Here is a 23,286-nt window from a genome sequence, read left to right on the forward strand (position 1 = left end):
CGGCACACTGAATACAAAAAAAGAGTCCGGGTAACGTGACCGAAGAAAAGATAGAGATCGCAGCCGCGAAAGTTGCGACGCCTGGATCGTGGAAAATCCTGCTGCTGCTTGTTGCGATGAATGGCATTGCACCGATCTCGCTCTACATCCTGGTACCGGCGCTTCCGATCCTTGCAACGACATTTGTAAGCGATGTCTCGGCCGTGCAGCTCAACGTCTCGCTGTTCATGGTTGGGCTGGCGATGTCGCAGCTGGTGACTGGCCCACTATCCGATCGCTTCGGGCGGCGCCCCGTGCTGCTTTCAGGACTAGGCCTGATGGTGGCAGCGACCATCGTCTGTATTTTCGCGCAAACGCTACCGCAACTGATCGCCGGGCGTTTCCTGCAAGCCGTCGGAGGCGCCGCGGGTATGGTGATGAGCCGCGCCGTCATCCGCGACCTCTACCCGCGCGAACGCGTCGGCGGCATGATCAGCCTCGTGATCGGCGTGATGATGATCGCGCAATTGATCAGCCCCCTCATCGGCGGGCTTCTGGAAACCAGTTTCGGCTGGCGCTCGATCTTCTACGCCATGGCTGGAGCATCGATCTTCGTCACGGCGATCATCGCGTTTGGGCTTCCGGAAACGCGCCGCCTTGCCGCAGACGGCGACCGCCCCGGCTTCATAAAGGACTCGCGCACCCTGCTCTCAAGCAGGGCGTATATCGGATACGCGCTGTGTCAGGTGCTTGCCTCGTCGATCATCTTCACGTTCGCGGGCGGCGGCCCCTATCTCGTCGTCAGCCAGATGGGCCGGACCACGGCAGAATACGGCGCGTGGTTCGCAGTCACCGGATTTGCATTCCTGATCGGCAACCTGAGCAGCGCCCGCGTATCTCACCGTTACACGCTCGATCAGCTCATCTGGTTCGGCCTCGCCATCCAGATCGGCGGCGCATTGCTGAACGTGCTTTGGGCTGCGATAGGTTTCGATCAAACGCCGGCCTGGCTGTTCGGAACGCAGATGCTGGTGATGTTCGCAAACGCGTTCGTGATGTCCCATTCGGCCGCAGGCGCCATCAGCGTGAGACCGCTGGCAGCCGGCACTGCGTCCGGGCTGATGGGGTTTGCGCAGATGGGCTTCGGTTCGCTGTGTTCGCAGTTCGGCGCGTATCTGGGTGGCAACTTCCGGAGCACGCTCCCGCTCACGATCTGCATCGTTGCTCTGTCGCTCGCCTGCGCGGCGACAATGATCTTTCTGATACCGCGGCAACGCAAGGTCCTGACTGCCGACGTGAAGCGCAAGGCCGACCAGGAAGATACAGGGTTGCTTTGAGGGCGCCGCGCGGCGATTACGCGCCGCTGACCAGCGCCAGCCACTCGTCCTCGGTCAGCACCTTGACGCCGAGCTTGTTCGCCTCGGCGAGCTTTGAGCCCGCGCCTGGCCCTGCAACCACGTAATCGGTCTTCTTCGACACCGAGCCCGACGCCTTGGCGCCGAGACGTTCGGCGGTCGCCTTGGCCTCGTCGCGGGTGAATTTTTCCAGCGAGCCGGTGAAGACCACGATCTTGCCCGCGATGGGCGAGTCGGTCTTGGCCCTTTCCGCGGGCTGAACCTCGATCTCGCCGAGCAGATCGTCCACCGCCTTGACGCTATGCGGTTCAGCAAAGAATTCGACGATAGCGTTGGCCACAACCGTGCCGATGCCCTCGATGGCGTTCAAATCCTGATAGGCTTCGGACTGCGGTCCCTCACCCGCCGCAATCATCGCCGCGCGGAAAGCCTCGACCGTTCCATAGTGCCGCGCCAGCAGCTTGGCATTGCCCTCGCCAACGTGACGGATGCCGAGCGCGAAAATAAACCGATGCAGCGCAATCGTCCGCCGCGCATCGATGGCCGCGAACAGGTTGCGTACCGACGTCGCGCCGAAGCCTTCACGGTCAGCCAGCCTCTTCTGCGACCGCGCATCGCGCTTCTGCAGGGTAAAAATATCAACCGGCGACATCACCAGGCCGTCGGCGAAAAACTCCTCGATCTGCTTGTCGCCGAGCCCGTCGATATCGAAGGCGTTGCGCGCGACGAAATGCTTCAGCCGTTCCTTTGCCTGCGCCGGACAGGCCAGCGAGTTGGTGCAGCGGCGCACCGAATCCGGCCTGCCCGTCTTTGGATCCTCTTCCCGCACGGCGTGGCTGCCGCAGGCCGGACATACCGTCGGAAACTGATACGGCTTCGCGGTCTTCGGTCGCTTGTCGACCACCACGCTGACGATCTGCGGAATGACATCGCCCGCACGCTGGATCACCACCGTGTCGCCGATGCGGATATCGACGCCCTCGCGGATCGGCTGACCGTCGTTGCCGATGCCCTTGATGTAATCCTCGTTGTGCAGCGTGGCGTTCTGTACCACCACACCGCCCACGGTGACGGGGGCGAGTTTCGCCACCGGGGTCAGCGCGCCAGTGCGGCCAACCTGAATTTCGATGTCGTTGAGAACCGTGGTTGCCTGTTCGGCGGCGAACTTGTGCGCGATGGCCCAACGCGGCGTGCGGGTGACAAAGCCAAGCCGCTCCTGCCAGTCGAGCCGGTCGACCTTGTAAACCACGCCGTCGATGTCGTAGCCGAGTGATGCGCGCCTGGTTTCGATCTTGCGGTAGAACTTCAACAGCCCTTCCACATCTTCGCACAACGTGATCAGCGGGTTCGTGACGAAACCCGCATGACCGATCCAATCGATCATCTTGAACTGGGTCTTCGCCGGCATCGCGCTCATCTCGCCCCAGGCATAGGCGAAGAATTTCAGCGGCCGCGAGGCGGTGATCGACGCATCCTTCTGACGCAGCGAGCCAGCGGCTGAATTGCGCGGATTGGCGAATACAGTGTCCTCGGCTTCCGCCTGCCGTTTGTTGAGCGCAAGGAAATCCTTTTTCAGCATGTAGACTTCGCCGCGGATTTCGCAGACGGCTGGTATATTGCGGCCCTTCAGCTTGTGCGGAATGTCCGACATGGTCCGCACGTTCGCGGTCACATCCTCGCCGGTAAATCCATCGCCGCGAGTCGCGCCGCGCACCAGTTCACCGTCCTCGTAGCGCAGCGACAGTGAAAGTCCGTCGATCTTCGGCTCGGCGACGATCGCCGGAATGTCACCATCTGCGAGTTTCAGGAAACGCCGCACGCGATCGACGAAATCAGTAACGTCCTCATCGCTGAACGCGTTGCCGAGCGAGAGCATCGGCACGCTATGCGGTACCTTGGCGAAGCGGCCCGATGGCGCAGCGCCCACTTTCTGCGATGGCGAGTCCCGCGTGACGAGACCCGGAAACCGCGCCTCGATGGCGTCGCTGCGCTGACGCAAGGCATCATAGTCCGCGTCCGAAATTTTCGGCGCGTCCTCGCTATAGTACGCCTCGTTATGACGCTCGATCTCAAGCACGAGCCGCACCAGTTCGACCTTGGCCTGGGTCTCGGTGAGCTTGTCGACGGAAACGGGGATTTTTTTTGCTTTCACAGCCATGACTGCGAACTCACGCCGTCGCAGCTTTGAGCAGCCGTTCCGCTGCCGCGCGCGCTTCGGCGGTGATCTCCGCGCCAGCCAGCATCCGCGCGATTTCCTCGCGGCGGTGATCCTTGGCCAGTGTCGCCACGCTTGTGGCCACGCGCTTGCCCTTGTCGAGCGCGTCCTTGGAAATCAGCAAATGCTGATCCGCGCGCGCCGCCACCTGCGGCGCATGGGTCACAGCCATGACCTGAACCTTCTCAGCCAGCCGCGCCAGCCGAGCGCCGATCGCGTCCGCCACAGCGCCGCCAACACCTGTGTCGATTTCGTCGAACACCAGTGTCGGCGCCGAGCCGCGGTCGGACAGCACAACCTTCAGCGCCAGCAGGAAGCGTGAGAGTTCGCCGCCGGACGCGACTTTCATCAGCGGCCCTGGTTTTGTGCCCGGATTGGTCTGCACCCAGAATTCGACGCGATCATATCCTTGCGGCCCCGGCGATGCAGGATCGGACTCGATCTGCGCGGAGAATTTCGCGCGGTCCAGCTTGAGCGGCGCGAGTTCGGAATTGACCGCCTTGTTCAGCTTCTCGGCCGACTTGTTGCGCGCAGTGGAGAGCTTTTGCGCGGCAGCGTCGTAGGCCTTGTCAGCGGAGGATGCCGCCTTTTCCAAAACCTTCAACTGATCCGCACCCGCGTCGATCAGCGCGACGTCCGAAGCATAGCGCTGCGCCAGCGCCGCCAGCCCATCGACCGGCGTCGAGTATTTTCGCGCCGCTGCGCGCAGCGCAAACAGCCGCTCCTCGATCCGTTCGAGTTCGAGCGGATCGAAGTCGGCGGCTATCAATGCCGCATCGAGATGCTGCTCCGCCTCGGCTAGCGCGTTCAACGCGGCATCCATCGCCTTCACGGCGGGCTCGATCAGCGCAGGTGCCGCGCCCGCGCGGCGTTCCAGCCGGCGCACGGCGGCGGCAAGCGATGACACCGGTGACTGCGGTCCACCGACTGCGGCCTGCGCCTCCCGCAGATCCTCTGCAACCTTCTCGCCCTGCATCATCACCGTGCGGCGTCCTGCCAGCGAAGTCTCCTCGCCGTCCTGCGGATTGAGTTTCTTCAATTCATCCGAGGCATGGCGCAAATAATCCGCCTCGCGGGCGGCGCGCTCCATCCCGGCGCGATGCTCGTCCAGCGCCGCCCGGGCGCTACGGCGCGCATCCCACAGCGTCTCGACCGCGCTGACGTCCTTTTCAAGCGCGGCGAAGGCATCGAGCAGCCGCCGGTGCGTCGCGGTATCCACCAGCGCACGCTCGTCGTGCTGGCCATGAATTTCCACCAGCGTCGTGCCAACCGCTTTCAGGGTCTGCACGCTGATCGCCTGATCGTTGAGGAACGCGCGGGTGCGGCCGTCGGCGAACTGCACCCGGCGCAGGATCATCTCGCCGGTATCGTCCAGACCGTTTTCGCGCAGGATGGCGCTGGCGGGATGTTTCTTCGGCACGTCGAACGCGGCCGTCACCTGGCCCTGCTCCGCGCCGTGGCGGACAAGACTCGCGTCGCCGCGCCCGCCCAGCGCCAGCGCGAACGCGTCAAGCAGGATGGATTTGCCCGCGCCGGTTTCACCGGTGAGGACAGCCAGACCTTTGAGGAAATCGATATCGAGCCGCTCGATCAGGACGATGTCACGGATCGAAAGCCGGGCGAGCATAAGAGGTTAGTCCTGAGGCGTTTCGAAGCTAGCCGAGGCCGACCTTCTTGAACGCCCGGGTCATCCAGGAATCCTTGTTGGCGGTCGGCTCGACTCCGCCGGACTTTACAAGATTGTAGGCGTCTTTGTACCAGCGGCTGTCAGGAAAGTTGTGGCCAAGAACCGCCGCTGCTGTCTGGGCCTCGCCGACAATGCCGATCGCCATATAGGCTTCGGTGAGACGGGCCAGTGCTTCTTCAACGTGCCGGGTGGTCTGGTACTGCGTCACCACCACTTTGTAGCGGTTGATCGCGGCCGTGTAGTCCTTCTTGTCCATGTAATAGCGGCCGATGTTCATTTCCTTGCCCGCGAGCTGGTCGCGGGCAGCTTCGATCTTCCGCTTGGCGCTGGTGGCGTACTCGGAGGTCGGATACTTGCGGATCACTTCCTCAAGCGCGGCAATGGACTTTTCGGTGCGGCCCTGATCGCGCGAGATGTCCGGTATCTGGTCGAAATTAGAAGCTGCGATCAGATACTGCGCATAAGCGGCGTCCGGGCTGCCGGGATGAAGCGCGACGTAGCGGTTGGCCGAAGAAATGCACTCGTCGTAGTCGCCGTTTTCGTAAGCCGCATAAGCCGACATCAGCAGCGATTTGCGCGCCCATTCGGAATATGGATGCTGGCGATCCACCTCCTCGAACTTCTTCATCGCCGACTTGCGGTCACCCTTCTTGTTCATCAGGTACAAGCCCTCGTTGTAGAGCTTGTCCGCCGGCTCATCGACGAAGGTTTCTTCCTTGGTGAAATACTTGTCCCATAGCGCGCCGGTGCCGCAGCCGCTCAAGGGCACGGCCAGAATCATCAGACCGAATGCAAGGCGCGCCTGACGGCCGATACGGCTCATCAGGGACGGGTCGGGACTATTGCGCAGTTCGAGCGTCATACGTTTGGGCCGACCTGAATGTAAATCCGACGCGGTTTTGGGTAGCTGACCAGCCTGTTGCCGTCATCGCGGCACAAACAATCCCCAAGCAATCCCCAAGGCTCGTCCAGCGCGCCTATGTAACTGAAAAACGGACCTTAACCAACCGGATAGGAGGACAATTCGCCGGTATTAAGGCGGATTGCCGCAGTTCAACAATGCCTTGGTTAAACGACGAATTGGTTAAATCGGGAGTTCCGACAGCCCGCGGGCGGGAGGCCGTTCAGGACACGTCCGGCGCGAACGCAACGGCGACCATGCCGCCAGCGACATCGGCGTGGCCGCGCGCACGGCGGGCAACAACCGGCCGTTCGAGCACCGGCTCGGTCGCTTCCACCACCCGCCAGGCATGGCGGTCGGCCATCAGGGCGGTGAGCACGGCATGGTTGAGCTTGTGGCCGCCGCGCACCGAGCGATAGAGCCCGATCAGCGGCAATCCGGCCAGCGCCAGATCGCCAACCACGTCGAGAACCTTGTGACGGACACATTCGTCGGCATAGCGCAGGCCCTCGGTGTTCAGGACGCGTGTCTCGTCGAACACTACAGAATTCTCGAGCGAAGCGCCGAGTGCGTAGCCTGCGCTCCAGAGCTTGGTAACATCGCCCATGCAGCCGAAGGTGCGAGCGCGGGAAATGTCGCGGCGGAAGCTGTCGGCATCGAGATCGAACGCATAAGCTTGGCGACCGATCGGCGAATTAGCGAAATCGATTTCGAGTTCGGCGCGGAAACCTGCCGCATACGGGCGGAGTTCGCCGAACGATTCGCCGAATTCAACCTGAACGGGCTTCAGGACTTCAATGAAACGGCGCGCAGCGTGCTGCTGCACAGTACCGGCCCGATCAATCGCATCCACGAAGGGAGCGGCGCTGCCGTCCATGATCGGCACTTCGGGTCCATCGACTTCGATGGTGGCGTTGTCGACGCCCATGCCGCGCAGCGCAGCCAGAACATGTTCCGCGGTGGAAACGAGCGGGCCCAGATGGTCGCCGAGAACGGTCGCAAAATCGGTGGCGATGACAGACGCGGCGACGGCCTGAACTTCACGATCGGCGCCGATGCGAGTGAAGACAAAGCCCGAATTGATGTCGGCTGGTCCGATCGTAACGCTGACCGGAGATCCGGAATGAACGCCGATGCCCGTCACGGTGACTTGCGACCGGAGCGTTGTCTGCCGACTCGATTTCATTCCCGCTTGCCCAAAAGTTTAGTCATCCAAGTCGCTGTAACCAAACTGGTTTCGCCTGTTGAACCGGCGCTGCGACCAAGGATCATCCCCAAGTGCGAGAACCTTAACCCCTGCACGCGAGAGCGCTACTCACGGTTGTTTACAGATTGTTACCCCAAACTCGCCGCATTCGTGCCGCCGGTCCGGCCCATTCAGGCGGCCGCAGGCGCATTCCCAAGCGATCTAAGGCCTCTGCAGCTCGCAGATTTTACCAGTAAAAACAAATATTTAATTTACGGCCTCCGCCAAGTGACCGGTTGTCAGCAAAATGCCCCGGCTTTGGGCCGGGGCATTGGAGCATTCAGGGGATTGTAACAAACGTCAGGTGGCCTGACGCCGCAAAAAGGCGGGGATATCCAGATGGTCGTCCCCACCGTTTTGGGGAGCAACCGGCGCTGGACGTCCGTGCGAATCAAGGCCCTGAGGCGCTGGCCGACGAGCGTATTCGGATACCGGAGCACCCGATCCACCGAACTCGGCAGGAACCGGACGCTGCGGCTTACGCTCAGGCAGCGGCGGCATGGACGGCATTGCCGGACCGGAAGCGCGGGCCGCGATCGGCGGCTCGGAGTCCTCGTCGCGGCGACCAAGACCGACATTCGCCAGACGCTGCAGCAGCGAGGCACGCTTCTGCGGAGGATGCTCCTCGGCGGTCTCGCCGCGGGCCTGCCGAATCTGATTCTGGGCAGGTACCGGCAATTCCTCGAACTGCGGCATGCGCGGCGCACGAACCGGCATGCGTTCGGCAGGCTGCGGAATGAAGGACGCCGGCGGCGCGGCTTCCTGCAGGTTCATCGGCTCATCGTGATCCGGGAACAGCGATGGCTTTGGCGGGATCGGACGCACGCTGACATCGCCATAGGCGGCGGGCTGCATCGGGGCCTGCCCGGGAGCCGAAGGCGACACGGCTTCGGCAATCGCCGCGAGCGCCGCGCGGTCGATCTGGTCGGCTGTTGCACGAGCGGGCGCAGGCGCGGCAGCGGCCTGCTTCTGCTGCTGTGCGCGTTCCGCCATGCGCTGGTTGTCGGCCCGCAAACGTGCGGTCAGTTCGGCAAGGCGGCTTTCCGGAGCACCGCCGCTCGTGACTTGCGGAGGAGTCGCCGCGCGGCTGGCGGCCACGGTGTCGATGCCGGTGGCGACCACCGACACGCGGATGACGCCATCAAGGCTCTCGTCGAACGTCGCGCCGACGATGATGTTGGCGTCGTTATCAACTTCCTCGCGGATACGGGTGGCGGCTTCGTCGACTTCGAACAGGGTGAGGTCCTTGCCGCCGGTGATCGAGATCAGCAGGCCGCGTGCGCCGCGCATAGACGAATCGTCGATCAGCGGGTTGGCGATTGCGGCTTCCGCCGCAGTCAGCGCGCGCTTCTCGCCCGTGGCCTCGCCAGTGCCCATCATCGCCTTGCCCATTTCGCGCATCACGGCGCGAACGTCGGCGAAGTCGAGGTTGATGAGGCCTTCCTTGACCATCAGGTCGGTGATGCAGGCGACGCCCGAGTAAAGCACCTGGTCGGCCATCGCGAAGGCGTCGGCGAAGGTGGTCTTCTCGTTGGCAACACGGAACAGGTTCTGGTTCGGGATGATCAGCAGCGTGTCAACCACCTTCTGAAGCTCGGCGATGCCGGCCTCCGCGGTGCGCATGCGGCGCTGACCTTCGAAGTGGAACGGCTTGGTGACGACGCCGACGGTGAGGATGCCCATCTCGCGCGCGGTCGCGGCGATGACGGGGCCAGCCCCCGTGCCTGTGCCGCCGCCCATGCCCGCGGTGACGAACACCATGTTCGCACCGGAGAGGTGATCCTTGATCTCGTCGATTACTTCCTGGGCGGCTGCGGCACCTACGTCCGGCTGCGAACCCGCACCCAGACCCTGGGTGACCTGGGTGCCCATCTGCACGATGCGTTCGGCCTTCGACATGGTCAGGGCCTGCGCGTCGGTGTTGGCGACGACGAAATCAACGCCCTGCAAACCGGCGGTGATCATGTTGTTGACGGCATTGCCGCCCGCGCCGCCGACGCCGAACACGGTGATGCGTGGCCTCAGCTCGCGAACATCCGGGGGTGTGAGATTGATGGTCATGGTTGCCTCTCGATTATGCGCGCGCGTGGGGGCTTGGGCTGCACGCCAAAGCGGTTGATGGAATGGTCCGATCCGGTGTTGAGATCATCAGAAGCCCTCTCGAAGCCATCTGCCGACCTTTCCGAAATAGCCGTTGGTCCCTGTCATGAGCTGCCGCGTGTGCCGCGGTTCGACGTGTTCTAGATGTGCGAATTGCGGATAGACCAGGAGACCGGTCGGCACCGCGAACGATGCGCTCTTGGCCTCGTTAGGCAGCCGGGCGAACCCAAGCGGGCGGCCGATGCGCACCTCGCGGCCCAGAATGCGGCTGGCTAGTTCGGGAATACCGGTGAGCTGCGACGCACCGCCGGTCAGCACAACTCGCGCTCGCGGCTCTGCCGCAAAGGGGGAATCCGCGAGCCGGTCCCTGACCATTTCAAAAATCTCCTCGACCCGCGGCTTCACGATGTTGGCGATCGTGGCGCGGGAAACAATCTGCGGCTCGTCCCGATCGTGGTCTCCCGCCGTTGGCACGCTCATGACTTCGCGCGCGTCAGAACCACCGGTCAGCACGGTGCCATATAACGTCTTGATTCGCTCGGCATCCGCAATGCACGCACCGAGTCCGCGCGCCAAATCCATCGTGACGTGTTGGCCACCGACCGCAAATCCGCTGGTGTGAACACACTGCCCGGCCGAATAGGTCGCGATCGTCGTGGTGCCCGCGCCCATCTCGACCACAGCCGCACCAAGATCGGCTTCGTCGTCGGTCAGGACCGACAGTCCGGATGCATACGGCGCTGCAGCCATCGCCTCGACGTTGAGATGGCAGCGCTCGACCACCAGCATCAGGTTCTTCGCCGCCGTTGCGTCGGTGGTAATAACGTTCATGTCGATTCCGAAGTGGCGCGCGACCATACCGCTCGGATCACGGACTCCCTTGACACCGTCCAGCGAGTAGCTGGCCGGCAGGACATGAAGCACCGTGCGTCCGCGCGGCGTCGCGTGATGCATGCCCGCGCTGATGACGCGGCTCATGTCGGCGGGCGTCACCGCGCCGCCACGCAATTCCGAGGAGGCTTCGACCAGATCGCCCTGCAGACGGCCGGCCGATACCGACAGCAAAACCGATTCGACGCGGACCTTGGCCATCCGCTCCGCCAGCGCCACCGCCTGGCGCACAGCCTGTTCGCATTCGTTGAGATCGACCACCGCGCCGGCCTTGACGCCGCGCGACTGAATGTGACTCAGCCCGATCAGTTCGACCGCATGGGTCCGGCCGCGCAGCGCGTCGCTCGGCGGGCACGGCTTCAGCCGCGCAATAAGGCAGGCGATCTTGCTGGTGCCGATATCGAGCGCGGCGACCAGCGCCGTCTTGTTCGGCGGCATCTGCCGGGTCTTCGGGGTCTGAACGCCATCGAGACTGGTCATGCGTTTCCAGCCTTCTTCGGTTTCTTGTCCTTGAGCAGGTCGTTGCGCGCCTTTGCCGCATCCTCCGACAAGCGCACGGTCAGCCGGTCCGGCAGCCGCATGTCGATGGCGGTGATGTCACGCGAGAACAGACCGGTCTCCTTGTCCATCTTCGACAGGGTCGCCAGCGCCTTCTCGACATCCGCTTCCGGCAACCGGACGTCGATGCCATCCGCCAGACGAAGATTCCAGCGGCGCTCGCCGACAAACACGATGGCCTTCACCTGGGAACGCACCTGCGGGTACTGCCCCAGCAGGCTCAGGAAATCTTTGGCGCGGGTTTCAGCGCCCTTGCCCACCACCAGCGGCAGCGACACGAAGCGCCGCGCGACGTATGGCTCAAGCACGGTGCCGTCCGCCGCGATCACGGACACGCGGCCGTTTTCCTGCCATAGCGCGAATGGCAAGCGCTCGGTGATGTCGATCTGCAGCCGGCCCGGATAAAGCTTCTGCACCGTGGCATCGGATATCCACGGATCGGCCTTTAGTTTGTCGCGCGCGGAAGCCGCATCGAGGAACAGCAGCGAGGAGCGGCCATTGACGCCGCCGACCGCGAGAATTTCATCCTGCGTGAGCTGCTTGCGGCCGGTAATCCCGACGCTGGTGATCCGGAAACCGATCGCATTGGCCGCGGCATTGCGGGTATCGCTCAGCGCGCCGAGAACGTCCTCGGTGTGCCCGCCCTTCGTCACGCCCATTACGATGGCGCCGATCAGCACAACAGCGGTCGCAGCCAATCCGAAACCACGCGGACGCCGGCGTTCCAGCACGGCAATCCAGTGCGGCTCTTCATAACGGGAAACAGAGGTGACGTTGGCGCGGCGCGTGGAAGCCTGCCCGCGGGCGCGCGGGCGCTGGATCGCTGAAGCGACCCTTGTCTGAGGATTAGACTGGGACCTCGTCCGGCTTAACGACCGAGAGAGGCGTCCTCCACCATCCATTGCACCAACTCGTCAAATGTTACGCCTGCATCCGCAGCAAGCTCTGGAACAAGTGACGTCTCGGTCATGCCGGGTTGGGTGTTAACCTCGAGGCAGGACAATCCCCCAAGTCCCTCGATGCGGTCGTCGTAACGGAAATCCGCACGGCTTACGCCCCGGCAGCCAAGCGCCACATGCGCCGCCAGCGTTAACCTTCGGACTTCCTGGTAAACAAAAGGTAAAATAGGTGCAGGCAGGATGTGTTTTGATGCGCCAGGAGAGTACTTTGCCTCATAATCGTAGAATTTAATTAAAGGTACGATCTCGATCACCCCGGTCGGCTCGCCGTTGATGACCGCACAGGTCAGTTCCTTCCCGGCGACGTACTTTTCGACCAGAAGCTGGTCGCCGTGGGGCCAGTCCTCGCGGAACAGTTCCTGCGGCGGGTGCGCATGGGCCTCGGTGACGATGAAAACCCCGACGCTGGAGCCGTCCGCCACCGGTTTGATGACATAAGGCGGCGCCATGACGTGCCCTTTCGCCACCTCAGTGCGGGTCAACGTCAGTCCTTCCGGCACCGGCACCCCCGCCGTCGCCATCACCGTCTTGGCGAGATCCTTCTGCATCGCCAGCGACGAGGCCAGCACCCCCGAATGCGAATAGGGAATCCCCAATGTTTCGAGCACGCCCTGAATGGTGCCGTCCTCACCCGGCCGGCCGTGCAACATGACCAGCGCGGCATCGGGCTTCAGCGTGTCCAGCACGGTCGCGATGTCGCGTTTCACGTCGATGCGTGTGACCCGGTAGCCCTTGCGCTCCAGTGCATCGGCGCAAGCCTTGCCCGAGCGCAGCGAGACTTCCCGTTCGGATGACCATCCGCCCATCAGCACGGCGACGTGTTTGAATTGACTCATGACCTCTCCCAATTCGCCCTACCTACGCTGATTTGAGCCGATGACCAAGCCGCCGCGATTCAGATAATGTCGCGACCGCACCGAATCCGGCGTCTCAACCAGTCTCCAAAAGAAAGCCATTTCCATGATCAGAGCCTGGCTCGACATGTCCCCCGCTGGAATTTTCCTCGTCCTGATCGGGCTGTATTTCGGCGTGACGCTGCTGCTGGCCGCGATCACCTTTCGCCGTCCGTTTGCCCAGCCCACGCAATCACTGACCGGCGTCGTCGCACCCTTTTTCAATGCAGTCGCGATTCTGTTTGCGCTGCTGACCGGCTTCCTCGCCGCCGACGTGGCCGAGCGCGGGCGACAGGCCTATCGCGTAGTCCATACGGAGGCCGGCGAGCTGCGCAACATTCATACGCTCAGCGTCGCGTCCGTCTCGGACATGCGCACCATCCGTACGGCGCTCAAGGCCTATGTGACATCGGTGGTCGCAGACGAGTGGCCGGCGATGGAAGGGACGCGCGTGTCTCCATCCGCAACTGCAGCCTATGACAACCTGCTGCGCGAAGTGAGTATTCCGTCGATCGCAAAAGCTTCCGGACCTGCCGTGCAGTCCGCGCTGCTCACCGCCGCGCTGCATGTCGGTACGGCGCGCGACGATCGCCTCGCGCTGTCGTCGGATCATACCAACGATCTGAAATGGCTCGTGGTGATCGTGCTCGGCCTGATCACGCAGGTTGCGATCGCCCTGGTTCATCTCGATAAACCGCGGGCGTTTTTCGCATCGCTGATCGTATTCTCGACTGCGGCGGTGGTGGCGCTCGGTATCCTGGCGCTTCAGGAATATCCGTTCGACGGCGCGTTTCAGGTGTCGCCGGAGCCGATCAAGGCGCTGCAGTCATTGAGCGACTGAGCGCTTAGCTGCGCTCCACCCCGATCCGCTTGATCTCCCAATGCAGATCGATGCCTGAGTTTTCCATCACGCGTGCGCGTACGGTTTCGCCGAGCGTCTCGATGTCGTGCCCGGTCGCGTCACCCGTGTTGATCAGAAAATTGCAATGCATCTCCGACACCTGCGCAGCGCCGACACGAAAACCGCGCATGCCCGCCGCGTCGATCAGTTTCCACGCGCTGTGGCCCGGCGGGTTCTTGAACGTCGAGCCACCGGTTTTTTCGCGGATCGGCTGCGCGGTCTCACGATGATTCTGCACCTCGGCCATGCGAGCCCGGATTGTCTCGGGATCGGTGACGCGCCCCCGGTATAATGCAGAGGTGAAGATCACCGACGTGTCGACGCCTGAATTGCGATAGACGAATTTCATGTCAGCGTTGGAGAACGTGATCTTCTCGCCCGCGCGCGTGACGCCCCTCGCCTCGACCAATACATCCTTGGTCTCGCCGCCGTTGGCGCCTGCATTCATGCGCAACGCGCCGCCGATCGAACCGGGAATTCCGAAATAGAATTCCAGCCCGCCGATATTTGCGGCGGCAGCGGCTTCCGCAACCCGTTTATCAAGTGCAGCCGTTCCCGCCCGCACAGTGTCGCCCTCGGCTTTGGTTTCGCCGAAGCCACGCGGCGACAAGCGAATGACGACACCACTGACGCCGCCGTCGCGTACGATCAGGTTCGAGCCGACGCCTACCGTGTAGACGGGAATGTCCTGCGGCAACTTCGACAGAAAATAGGCGAGGTCGTCTTCATCCGCCGGCGTGAACAAGACTTGCGCCGGACCGCCGACGCGAAACCACGTCAGGGGCGCGAGCGACTCATTCGCCAGCAATCGCCCGCGTAGATCGGGCATCGCAGACTTGAGATCAGCGCTGATGTCAGGGAAGCTCACGCGATTACCCCAGCGCCTTCAACTCGCCGGGCAACGCATAGGCCCACTGCGTGATATTGCCCGCGCCGAGGCAGACCACGAAGTCATCCTTCTTCGCGATGTCGCGCACCAGCGACGCAAGCTTCTCAGGGCCTTCAAGCGGGATCACTTCGCGGTGTCCATGGGCGCGCAGGCCAAGCACGAATGAATCGCGATCGATGCCCGGGATCGGATCCTCACCGGCCGCATAGATGTCGGCGACGACGACGGTATCCGCATCGTTGAAGCAGGTACAGAATTCCTCGAACAGCGACTGCAGGCGCGTATAGCGATGCGGCTGCACCACGGCGATGACCTGGCCCTTGGTCGAATCGCGCGCGGCCTTGAGCACGGCCGCGATCTCAACCGGATGATGACCGTAGTCATCGACTACGGTGACGCCGTTCCATTCTCCCGTCTTGGTGAAGCGCCGTTTCACGCCGCCAAACCCGGCGAGCGCCTTGCGGATCGCTTCATCCGAAATGCCGATCTCGTGCGCCACGGCGATCGCCGCCGTCGCGTTCAATGCGTTATGACGCCCGGGCATCGGCAGCACCAGATCCGCGATCCGGTGAGCAACATCGGTCTTGCGGTGGCGGAATTCCACCTTGAACTTCGATCCGCCGCTGAACGGCACAAGATCGACCAGCCGCGCGTCGGCCTGCGGATTCTCGCCGTACGTAATGATGCGCCGGTCCTCGATCTTGCCGACCAGCGCCTGCACCACCGGATGATCGGTGCACATCACCGCGAAGCCGTAAAACGGAACGCCCTCGACAAATGCCCTGAACGCATCCTGCACGGCATCGAAAGTCTTGAAGTGATCGAGATGCTCGGGGTCGACGTTGGTGACGATGGCGACGTCCGCGGGCAGCTTAAGGAAGGTACCGTCGCTCTCGTCGGCTTCCACCACCATCCAGTCGCCCGCACCGAGCCGCGCGTTGGTCCCGTAGGCATTGATGATACCGCCATTGATGACGGTGGGATCGAGTGCACCTGCATCGAGCAGGGTCGCGACCATCGAGGTCGTGGTGGTCTTGCCATGAGTGCCGGCGATGGCGATGCAGCTTTTCAGCCGCATCAGCTCGGCCAGCATTTCAGCGCGACGAACCACCGGAATACGCAAGCCGCGCGCGGCGATCAATTCCGGATTGTCACGCTTGATTGCGGTCGAGACCACCATCACGTCCGCGCCGTTCACGTTCTCGGCCTTGTGGCCGATGCTGATCTTGATGCCCTTGTCGCGCAGCCGGGTGACGTTGGCGTTCTCCGAAGCATCCGAGCCCTGCACCGTATAACCGAGGTTGCACAGCACCTCGGCGATGCCGCTCATGCCGATGCCGCCGATACCGACGAAGTGAATGGGTCCGATCTCGCGCGGCAGTCTCATACATCAATCTCTCAGTGATCGGGATACGCGGCGTGGTCCGGCATCCATGACGTCCTTCAAACAGACGAAGCTGGCCGGGACAAGCCCGGCCAGCTCAGAAAAATAGCACGATTCTTTTCAAATCAGGCCCGGAGGAGCCCGATTCCGCCGGTTACTCAGCGGCTTCGGGGCAAGCACCGGCGGGAACCAGCCTGGCCTGCCGCATATCCAGCCGATGGCTAGCGATCGCCAACAGGAGACCCGCCAACGGCACCAGCGCCGCGATCCACGGCACCGCCTCGAGTCCCGGCCCGTGATCAATGACCAGACCGCCCAGCCACGCACCGATCGCATTGCCGAGATTGAACGCCGCGATGTTGAAGCTCGACGCCAGCGACTGGCCCGCCCCATGCGCCTTGTCCAGTACCCACATCTGGAGTGGCGGCGCTGTTGCGAAGGCGGCGACGCCAAACAGACCTGCGAAGATAACCATTGCGATCTTGTCGTGAAGCACGAACGTCATCAAGGCGAGCACCAGCGCCAGAGCGAACAGGCTGCCGAACACCGTCGGCATGAGCCGCTTGTCCGCGAACCGTCCACCGAGCAGGTTGCCAACCAGCAAGCCGATGCCGACCACCAGCAGGACTGGCGACACGGCGGCATCAGAAAAGCCGGTGACCTTGGTGAGCAGCGGAGCGAGATAGGTGAAGACAGCGAACACGCCGACCCATCCAAGAACAGTCGTGAGCAGACCTGCAAGCACGGGGCCGCGCTTCAAAACCGCAAGGTCTTCCCTGAGATTGAAGGGTTCAGGCGCCGACTTACTGGCCGGAACCAATGCTGCGATGATCGCGAAAGCAACCACGCCGACCAGCGTGACGGCCCAGAATGTCGCGCGCCAGCCGAAATGCTGACCGAGCCAGGTCCCGAACGGCACACCGAGGATGGTCGCGACGGTAAGGCCCGTGAACATGATCGCGATGGCCGATGCCTTCTTGTCGGAAGCCACCAGCGAGGTCGCAACCACAGAGCCGATCCAAAGAATGTGCCATGCGCGAATGCCGTGAGCACGCGCGCAGCCATTAGGGTCCAGTAGTTCGGCGCGATTGCACAGGCGAGGTTGCCGATCGTGAAGACGGCCATCAGCACCAGCAGTGCCGTTTTGCGTGGCCAGCGCGCGGTCGCGATGGTCATGACCGGCGCGCCGACCACGACGCCGAGGGCGTAGCCGGAAATCAGCAGGCCTGCGGCCGGGATGGAAACGCCCAGATCGATTCCGACCTGGATCAACAGACCCATGATGACGAATTCAGTGACGCCGATTCCGAAGGCGCCGGCGGTGAGAGCGTAGAGTGCGAGTGGCATGGTGCAGTCCTCAGCGAATCCGGCCAACCGCCGGTATTCACGAGAAGTGGACGCAAAGCCATTCGTGAACTAGAGTTGCCTAAGTAACAATATTTATGAACTGAAGTCACAATGTCACGGCAGGACATCAACCGATCCGGCGAGATGGAAGTGTTCGCCCGGGTGGTCGAGCTGGGCGGATTTTCCGCGGCGGCGCGCGCCTTCCGTATGAGCCCGTCAGCAGTCAGCAAGCTGGTGGCTCGGCTGGAAGCGCGGCTCGGCGTGCGTCTGATCAACCGCTCGACCCGCAAGCTGCAACTGACACCGGAAGGCACGGCCTATTACGATCGCAGCGTTCGCATCCTCGACGACATCAATGCGGCGGAACACGAAGCTGCCGTCGGCGCAATCCCGCGCGGCCGGGTGCGCGTCAACACCAGCGTGCCGTTCGGGCTGCACTGGCTGCTGCCGCTGCTGCCCGGGTTTCTCAAGCTGCATCCCGGCGTCAGCATCGACGTGTCGCTGACCGATACCGTGGTGGACCTGATGGAAGAACGCGCGGACATCGCCATCCGCGTCGGGCCGCTACGCGAATCCCGTTTGCTTGCGCGCAAACTCGGCGAGAGCCGCATGATTGTGGTCGCCGCACCCGCCTATCTCGCAGAACACGAAACGCCGGGCACGCCAGCCGATCTTGCCAAACACAACATGCTCGGTTTCTGCTTTGCCAAACAGATCGACGGCTGGCCGTTTCGTGACGGCAAGGGTGGCATTGTCACCATCCCGCCTGTGGGGAATACATTGGTCTCCGATGGCGAAGCGATGCAGCGGCTAACGGTTGCCGGCGCGGGCCTGTCTCGCCTCGCCCGTTTTCACGTCGATGCGGATATCAAGGCAGGACGACTGGTGCCGGTGCTCGAAGACTTCAATCCCGGCGATCTTGAACCGATCCATGCCGTGTTCGTCGGCCACCGTGGACAGTTGCCCGCGCGTGTACGGGCGTTTCTCGATTATCTCGTGGAGAATGTGCGGCTTTAGGAAGCGAAGACCTAAATCCCGGCGACCTTGATCAGTAGATCGGCGAGCCGCTCGGCGGCATCGAGCTTGCCGACCGTGCGCGCGCCGGTGCCCATCGCGCTCAGCCGCGCCGGATCGGCGGCGAGTGCGGAAATCTCCGCTGCAAGGCGGTCAGGCGTGAACTCGGTCTGGGAAATGCGGATCGCGCCAGCGGCTTTCTCGAGTACACCTGCATTGGCGTACTGGTCCTGATCAATCGCGCCGGGCAGCGGCACCAGAATCGAGGGCCGGCCGATCGCTCCGAGTTCGGCGACAGTCCCTGCGCCCGAACGCGACACCACAAGATGCGTCGCAGCGAAGCGCGCCGGCAGGTCTGTAAAGAACGGCGCCAGTTCGGCTTCGATCTTGAGCCGGTCATACACCGCGCGCACGCGGCTCATATCCTCGTCACGAACCTGCTGAACGAGACTGAGCCTGCGCCACAGCGCCGGCTCCAGCCGCTCGATCGCAGGCGGCACGACGTCGGCCATTACCCGTGCGCCCTGACTGCCGCCGACCACGAGCAGGCGCACAGGACCATCAGAGTCCGGCGAAATATACGGCACGGCAGCGGCGGCGAGAATCGCGGGCCGCATCGGCGTGCCGGTCACCGTCGTCTTGCCCGCAAGCGCAGGATCGCGATCCAGCACACCCGGCAGCGACGTCGCAATCGCGCTGACTCGCGTCGACAGCAAGCGGTTGGCGCGGCCAAGCACAGCATTGGAATCATGAATGACCGTCGGAATGCCAAGCAGCTTCGCCGCGATCAAGGGCGGCAGCGTCGGATAGCCGCCGAAGCCGACAACGGCCTTTGGCTTCCGACGCAACAGCAACGCCAGCGACATCGCGCCACCGGCCGCGAGCAGCGTACCGGTCCGCGCCAGCGCCCACGGCGTGCGTCCGCGCACGGTTTCGCTCGGCACCACGTCCATCATGTCGCGCGTGAACATCCCGCCATAACGCAGCGCGCGGGAATCCGTCATCAATCGCACCCGCACGCCGCGCTTCATCAGCGCAACGCCCAGCGCCTCGGCGGGAAACAGGTGGCCACCCGTTCCGCCAGCCGCCAACATGATGAGAGGTCTGTCAGGCATCGAAATACTCGCGGATCACGCGAAGCTGTGCGCGGCGTTGGCAGCGCTGATGGATTCCATTTCCACGCGCGGGCGCTGCCGCGTCAAGGCCAGCAGCATGCCGACGCCGTAAGCCAGCGAGATCATCGACGATCCGCCATACGAGATGAACGGCAACGTCATGCCCTTCGCCGGCATCAGATGCAGGTTCACTGCCATGTTGATCGAGGCCTGAATGCCGAACATGATCGCAAGGCCTGCGGCCGAAAAGCGCGCGAACAGATCCTCGCTGGCATAGGCGCGTGACAGCGCGCGGATGACGATAAAGGCGAACAGCGAGAGCAGCACGAGACACAGGATGATTCCGAATTCCTCGGCCGCCACCGCAAACACGAAGTCGGTGTGGCTGTCCGGCAGAATACGCTTCACGGTGCCCTCGCCCGGCCCTTGTCCGAACCAGCCGCCATGGGTGAAGGCTTCCATCGCGGTATCGACCTGGAAGGTATCGCCCGACGATGGGTCCATGAACCTCTTGATGCGGCCCGCAACGTGCGGCACCATCATGTAGGCGCCGAACAATCCGACCGCACCCGCGCCCATCAGACCGAAAACCCAGATCATCCGCATGCCTGCGATGAAGAACAGCGCGCCCCATACCATCAGCAGCAGCATGGTCTGGCCGAAGTCCGGCTCTAGCACCAGCAGCGTGACGGTCATCAGCAGAAGCCCGAGCGCCATCGACGTCGCGGGCATTTCCGGCCGCTTGGCGGATTCCGCGAACAGCCAAGCCACCAGCACCACGAATGCGGGCTTCAGGGATTCCGATGCCTGAATGTTAAGGCCGAGAATGGTGATCCAGCGCTTCGCGCCCTTCACCTCGGGTCCGAATAGCAGCGTCGCCACAACCAGCACAATGCTGATCGTAAACACGATCAACGCACTGCGGCGCACCTGCCGCGGCGATAGGAACGAGACGCCCAGCATCACGATCAGCGAGGGCACCAGAAAGAAAACATGCCGGTTGAAGAAGTGAAACGGATCGAGGCCGATGCGCGCCGCCACCGGCGGACTCGCGGCCAGCGACAGGATGACGCCGCCCAGCATCAGCGTGATGAACGCCGCCAGCAGCAGCCGATCCACCGTCCACCACCATTCGCTCAGGGGCGTGCGTTGTTCGCGGGAGATCATGTGCGTGTCCTGCGCAAAAGATTAACGGGTTATTACTCCCGCATCATGGTTGCCGAAGGGTTAAAGATGGACGGATACGAGAAAAAATCTCGTCAAAGTGTCTGAAATATCCAAATTCGAAGGTACGAATATCGCGGCGAACAGGTGCCTCTCCCTCTCCCCGCCTTTGCGGAAGAGGGAGAGGGATTCACACCGACTTCAGGCCGCCCGGCAGCGCATCGGCGACCTTGCGGAAATATTCGCCGCGCTTCTCGAAATTCGGAAACTGGTCGAACGACGCGCAGGCCGGCGATAACAGCACCACCGGCTCCACCACCCCCGATGCTTCCGCTTCGCGCGTGGCATTCGGCACGGCCACGTCCAGCGTCTTGCTGATCTCGTGCGGAACATCGCCGAGCGCCTTCGCGAACTCTTCCGCAGCTTCGCCAATCAGATAGGCCTTGCGGATGCGCGGGAAGAACTCGCGCAGGGATTCGATACCGCCGGTCTTGGGCTTGCCGCCCGCGATCCAGAAAATATCCTTGAATGACGACAGCGCACGCGCCGCGGCGTCTGCGTTGGTGCCTTTCGAATCATTAATAAACAGCACCCGGCCATTGCGGCCGATCTGCTCCATGCGATGCGCAAGGCCGGGAAAACTGCGCAATCCCTGCTGCAACGTCTCGTTGCCGACCCCAAGCGCCAGCACTGCGGCCGACGCACATGCTGCATTCTGCGCGTTGTGGCGACCGCGCAACGAGCCGATCTCCGCGACGCTGGCGATCCGCGACCGCGCGCCGTCATCGACACGAACGATGGTGTCGCCTTCAAAACAAATGCCGTCGGCCACCGGATGCCTGACTGAAACGCGAACGACGTTCTTGCCAGCCTGCGCCACGCGGTCTGCAATCGCCGCGCACCAGTGATCGTCGACGCCGATGATGGCAGTGCCGTTCCGCTGCACGCCGGTGACCAGACGCTCCTTCACCGCAGCATAGTGTTCGATGCTGCCGTGGCGATCGATGTGATCTTCGGTGATATTGAGCAGGATACCGACGGTCGGATCGAGCGAGGGCGTAAGATCGATCTGATACGATGACATCTCGATCACATGGACGCGGCCTTTCGCCGGCGGCTCCAGCGAGAGGATCGCGGTGCCGATATTGCCGCCCATCTGCGTGTCGTAACCGGCCTCGCGCATCAGATGTGCCACCAGCGCCGTGGTGGTCGACTTGCCGTTGGTCCCGGTGATAGCGATAAACGGCGCGTCCGGTGCATGACGTTTGCGTTCGCGACAGAACAGTTCGATGTCGCCTATCACTTCGACGCCTGCGGCTTGCGCGGCAACGACGGTCCAGTGCGGCCGCGGATGGGTCAGCGGCACGCCGGGCGTCAGGACCAGCGCCGCGAAGTTCGCCCAGGAAACCGCACGTAGATCGGCGGTGATGAAGCCTGCTTTCGCGGCTTCGGCCAGCTTCGCGGGCGTGTCGTCGCTGGCGATGACTTCCGCGCCGCCCGCCTTCAGCGCGTAACAGCTTGCAAGCCCGGATCCGCCGAGGCCGAACACCGCAACCGTTTTGCCTTTAAAGGAAGTGACCGGCGTCACGCGCTCACCGCAGCTTCAGCGTCGAAAGGCCGGCCAGCGCCAGCATCACCGAGACGATCCAGAAGCGGATCACGATCTGCGGTTCGGTCCAGCCCTTCTGCTCGTAGTGATGATGGATCGGCGCCATGCGGAAAAAACGCTTGCCGGTCAGCTTGAACGACGCGACCTGCACAATCACCGACAACGCCTCAACTACGAACAGGCCACCGATCACCGCCAGCACGATCTCATGCTTGGTCGCGACAGCAATCGCGCCAAGCATGCCGCCGAGCGCGAGCGATCCGGTGTCGCCCATGAAAATCGAGGCCGGCGGCGCGTTGAACCAGAGAAATCCCAACCCCGCGCCGAGCACAGCGCCGCACAGCACCGCGAGTTCGCCGGTGCCGGGGACGTAGCGGATTTGCAGATATTCCGAGAACACCGCGTTGCCGACGAGATAGGCAATCATGCCGAAGCTCGCAGCCGCGATCATCACTGGCACAATGGCGAGACCATCGAGGCCGTCGGTGAGGTTCACTGCATTGCCGGCGCCGACGATGATGAACATGCCGAACATCACGTAGAACCAGCCGATGTTCAGCATGAAATCCTTGACGAAGGGGATCGACAGCGCTGTGACCGACGCGTCGCGTCCGAACCAGACGATGCAGGCGCACGCGATCAAGGCAATCAGCCCTTCGACCGCAAGGCGCGAGCGTCCGGAGAATCCCTTGTCGGTCTGCTTGGAGACTTTCAGGTAGTCGTCATAGAAGCCGACGAAGCCGAAGCCGAGCGTGACCAGCAGCACGATCCAGACATAGGCGTTGCGCAGGTTGGCCCACAGCAGCGTCGCGACGATCAGGCCCGACAGGATCATCAAGCCACCCATGGTGGGCGTGCCCTTCTTGGTCACCAGATGCGTCGGCGGACCGTCAGCGCGGATCGGTTGCCCCTTGCCCTGCGCGAGGCGAAGCTGGTCAATGATCCACGGACCGAACAGAAAGACGAACAGCGCCCCAGTGACCATCGCACCGCCGGTGCGAAACGTGATGTAGCGAAACACATTGATGCCGGGGATCGTGCCGGCGAATTCAGTGAGCCAATAGAACATTTCCAATTGC

General features: G+C 62.9%; 17 protein-coding genes and 1 pseudogene. 3 read left to right on the forward strand and 15 right to left on the reverse strand.

Annotation, left to right across the window (positions count from 1 at the left end; genetic code table 11):
- The first annotated feature begins 35 nt into the window (after positions 1 to 35).
- Positions 36 to 1,316 carry a multidrug effflux MFS transporter gene (locus BN32_RS11815; RefSeq protein WP_019198405.1) on the forward strand — a complete coding sequence of 427 codons (1,281 nt, stop codon included), beginning with the start codon at positions 36 to 38 and terminating at the stop codon, positions 1,314 to 1,316.
- Between the two features lie 16 nt (positions 1,317 to 1,332).
- Here BN32_RS11815 and ligA read toward each other — a convergent pair whose 3' ends face one another.
- The 8 genes from ligA to BN32_RS11855 all read right to left on the reverse strand — a co-directional run bounded on the left by ligA (position 1,333) and on the right by BN32_RS11855 (position 12,727).
- Complete coding sequence (gene ligA / locus BN32_RS11820; protein ID WP_019198406.1) at positions 1,333 to 3,492, reverse strand: NAD-dependent DNA ligase LigA; 2,160 nt, start codon at positions 3,490 to 3,492, stop codon at positions 1,333 to 1,335.
- 10 nt (positions 3,493 to 3,502) lie between these two features.
- Positions 3,503 to 5,176, reverse strand: a complete 1,674-nt coding sequence (gene recN / locus BN32_RS11825; protein ID WP_019198407.1) for a DNA repair protein RecN — start codon at positions 5,174 to 5,176, stop codon at positions 3,503 to 3,505.
- Positions 5,177 to 5,204: 28 nt separating this feature from the next.
- Positions 5,205 to 6,098 carry an outer membrane protein assembly factor BamD gene (locus BN32_RS11830; RefSeq protein ID WP_019198408.1) on the reverse strand — a complete coding sequence of 298 codons (894 nt, stop codon included), beginning with the start codon at positions 6,096 to 6,098 and terminating at the stop codon, positions 5,205 to 5,207.
- 262 nt (positions 6,099 to 6,360) lie between these two features.
- On the reverse strand, positions 6,361 to 7,323 hold the full coding sequence (lpxC, locus tag BN32_RS11835; RefSeq protein WP_019198409.1) for a UDP-3-O-acyl-N-acetylglucosamine deacetylase: 963 nt from the start codon (positions 7,321 to 7,323) through the stop codon (positions 6,361 to 6,363).
- Between the two features lie 360 nt (positions 7,324 to 7,683).
- Positions 7,684 to 9,444, reverse strand: coding sequence for a cell division protein FtsZ (gene ftsZ / locus BN32_RS11840; RefSeq protein ID WP_019198410.1), 1,761 nt, complete (start codon positions 9,442 to 9,444; stop codon positions 7,684 to 7,686).
- Positions 9,445 to 9,531: 87 nt separating this feature from the next.
- Complete coding sequence (gene ftsA, locus BN32_RS11845) at positions 9,532 to 10,854, reverse strand: cell division protein FtsA (RefSeq protein WP_019198411.1); 1,323 nt, start codon at positions 10,852 to 10,854, stop codon at positions 9,532 to 9,534.
- Positions 10,851 to 11,834, reverse strand: coding sequence for a cell division protein FtsQ/DivIB (locus BN32_RS11850; RefSeq protein ID WP_040425664.1), 984 nt, complete (start codon positions 11,832 to 11,834; stop codon positions 10,851 to 10,853). The genes ftsA and BN32_RS11850 overlap by 4 nt, the downstream gene beginning before the upstream one ends.
- Positions 11,801 to 12,727: a D-alanine--D-alanine ligase gene (locus BN32_RS11855; RefSeq protein ID WP_019198413.1), complete on the reverse strand. Its 927-nt coding sequence runs from the start codon at positions 12,725 to 12,727 to the stop codon at positions 11,801 to 11,803. Before BN32_RS11855 ends, BN32_RS11850 begins: the two co-directional genes overlap by 34 nt.
- Positions 12,728 to 12,851: 124 nt before the next feature.
- Here BN32_RS11855 and BN32_RS11860 point away from each other — a divergent pair, with 124 nt between their 5' ends.
- The gene (locus tag BN32_RS11860; protein ID WP_019198415.1) at positions 12,852 to 13,625 is read left to right on the forward strand and encodes a bestrophin-like domain; all 774 of its coding nucleotides are present in this window, start codon (positions 12,852 to 12,854) and stop codon (positions 13,623 to 13,625) included.
- A 4-nt stretch (positions 13,626 to 13,629) separates the two neighbouring features.
- Here the strand turns inward: BN32_RS11860 and murB are convergent, their stop codons facing one another.
- The 3 genes and pseudogenes from murB to BN32_RS11875 form a co-directional block, all read right to left on the reverse strand.
- Complete coding sequence (gene murB / locus BN32_RS11865) at positions 13,630 to 14,553, reverse strand: UDP-N-acetylmuramate dehydrogenase (protein WP_019198416.1); 924 nt, start codon at positions 14,551 to 14,553, stop codon at positions 13,630 to 13,632.
- Between the two features lie 4 nt (positions 14,554 to 14,557).
- On the reverse strand, positions 14,558 to 15,961 hold the full coding sequence (gene murC / locus BN32_RS11870; protein WP_019198417.1) for a UDP-N-acetylmuramate--L-alanine ligase: 1,404 nt from the start codon (positions 15,959 to 15,961) through the stop codon (positions 14,558 to 14,560).
- Between the two features lie 151 nt (positions 15,962 to 16,112).
- Positions 16,113 to 17,239: pseudogene (locus BN32_RS11875) on the reverse strand (MFS transporter).
- A gap of 177 nt (positions 17,240 to 17,416) precedes the next feature.
- Between BN32_RS11875 and BN32_RS11880 the strand changes: the two are divergent.
- Positions 17,417 to 18,322 carry a LysR family transcriptional regulator gene (locus tag BN32_RS11880; protein WP_019198421.1) on the forward strand — a complete coding sequence of 302 codons (906 nt, stop codon included), beginning with the start codon at positions 17,417 to 17,419 and terminating at the stop codon, positions 18,320 to 18,322.
- Between the two features lie 11 nt (positions 18,323 to 18,333).
- Here the strand turns inward: BN32_RS11880 and murG are convergent, their stop codons facing one another.
- The 4 genes from murG to mraY all read right to left on the reverse strand — a co-directional run bounded on the left by murG (position 18,334) and on the right by mraY (position 23,276).
- Positions 18,334 to 19,434, reverse strand: coding sequence for an undecaprenyldiphospho-muramoylpentapeptide beta-N-acetylglucosaminyltransferase (murG, locus tag BN32_RS11885; RefSeq protein WP_173405771.1), 1,101 nt, complete (start codon positions 19,432 to 19,434; stop codon positions 18,334 to 18,336).
- 15 nt (positions 19,435 to 19,449) lie between these two features.
- Complete coding sequence (ftsW, locus tag BN32_RS11890) at positions 19,450 to 20,601, reverse strand: putative lipid II flippase FtsW (RefSeq protein WP_019198423.1); 1,152 nt, start codon at positions 20,599 to 20,601, stop codon at positions 19,450 to 19,452.
- Positions 20,602 to 20,788: 187 nt separating this feature from the next.
- Positions 20,789 to 22,186: a UDP-N-acetylmuramoyl-L-alanine--D-glutamate ligase gene (gene murD / locus BN32_RS11895; protein WP_019198424.1), complete on the reverse strand. Its 1,398-nt coding sequence runs from the start codon at positions 22,184 to 22,186 to the stop codon at positions 20,789 to 20,791.
- A 4-nt stretch (positions 22,187 to 22,190) separates the two neighbouring features.
- Positions 22,191 to 23,276, reverse strand: coding sequence for a phospho-N-acetylmuramoyl-pentapeptide-transferase (mraY, locus tag BN32_RS11900; protein ID WP_019198425.1), 1,086 nt, complete (start codon positions 23,274 to 23,276; stop codon positions 22,191 to 22,193).
- Positions 23,277 to 23,286 lie beyond the last annotated feature (10 nt).

This window comes from Afipia birgiae 34632, from assembly GCF_000308295.2.
Classification (GTDB): domain Bacteria; phylum Pseudomonadota; class Alphaproteobacteria; order Rhizobiales; family Xanthobacteraceae; genus Afipia; species Afipia birgiae.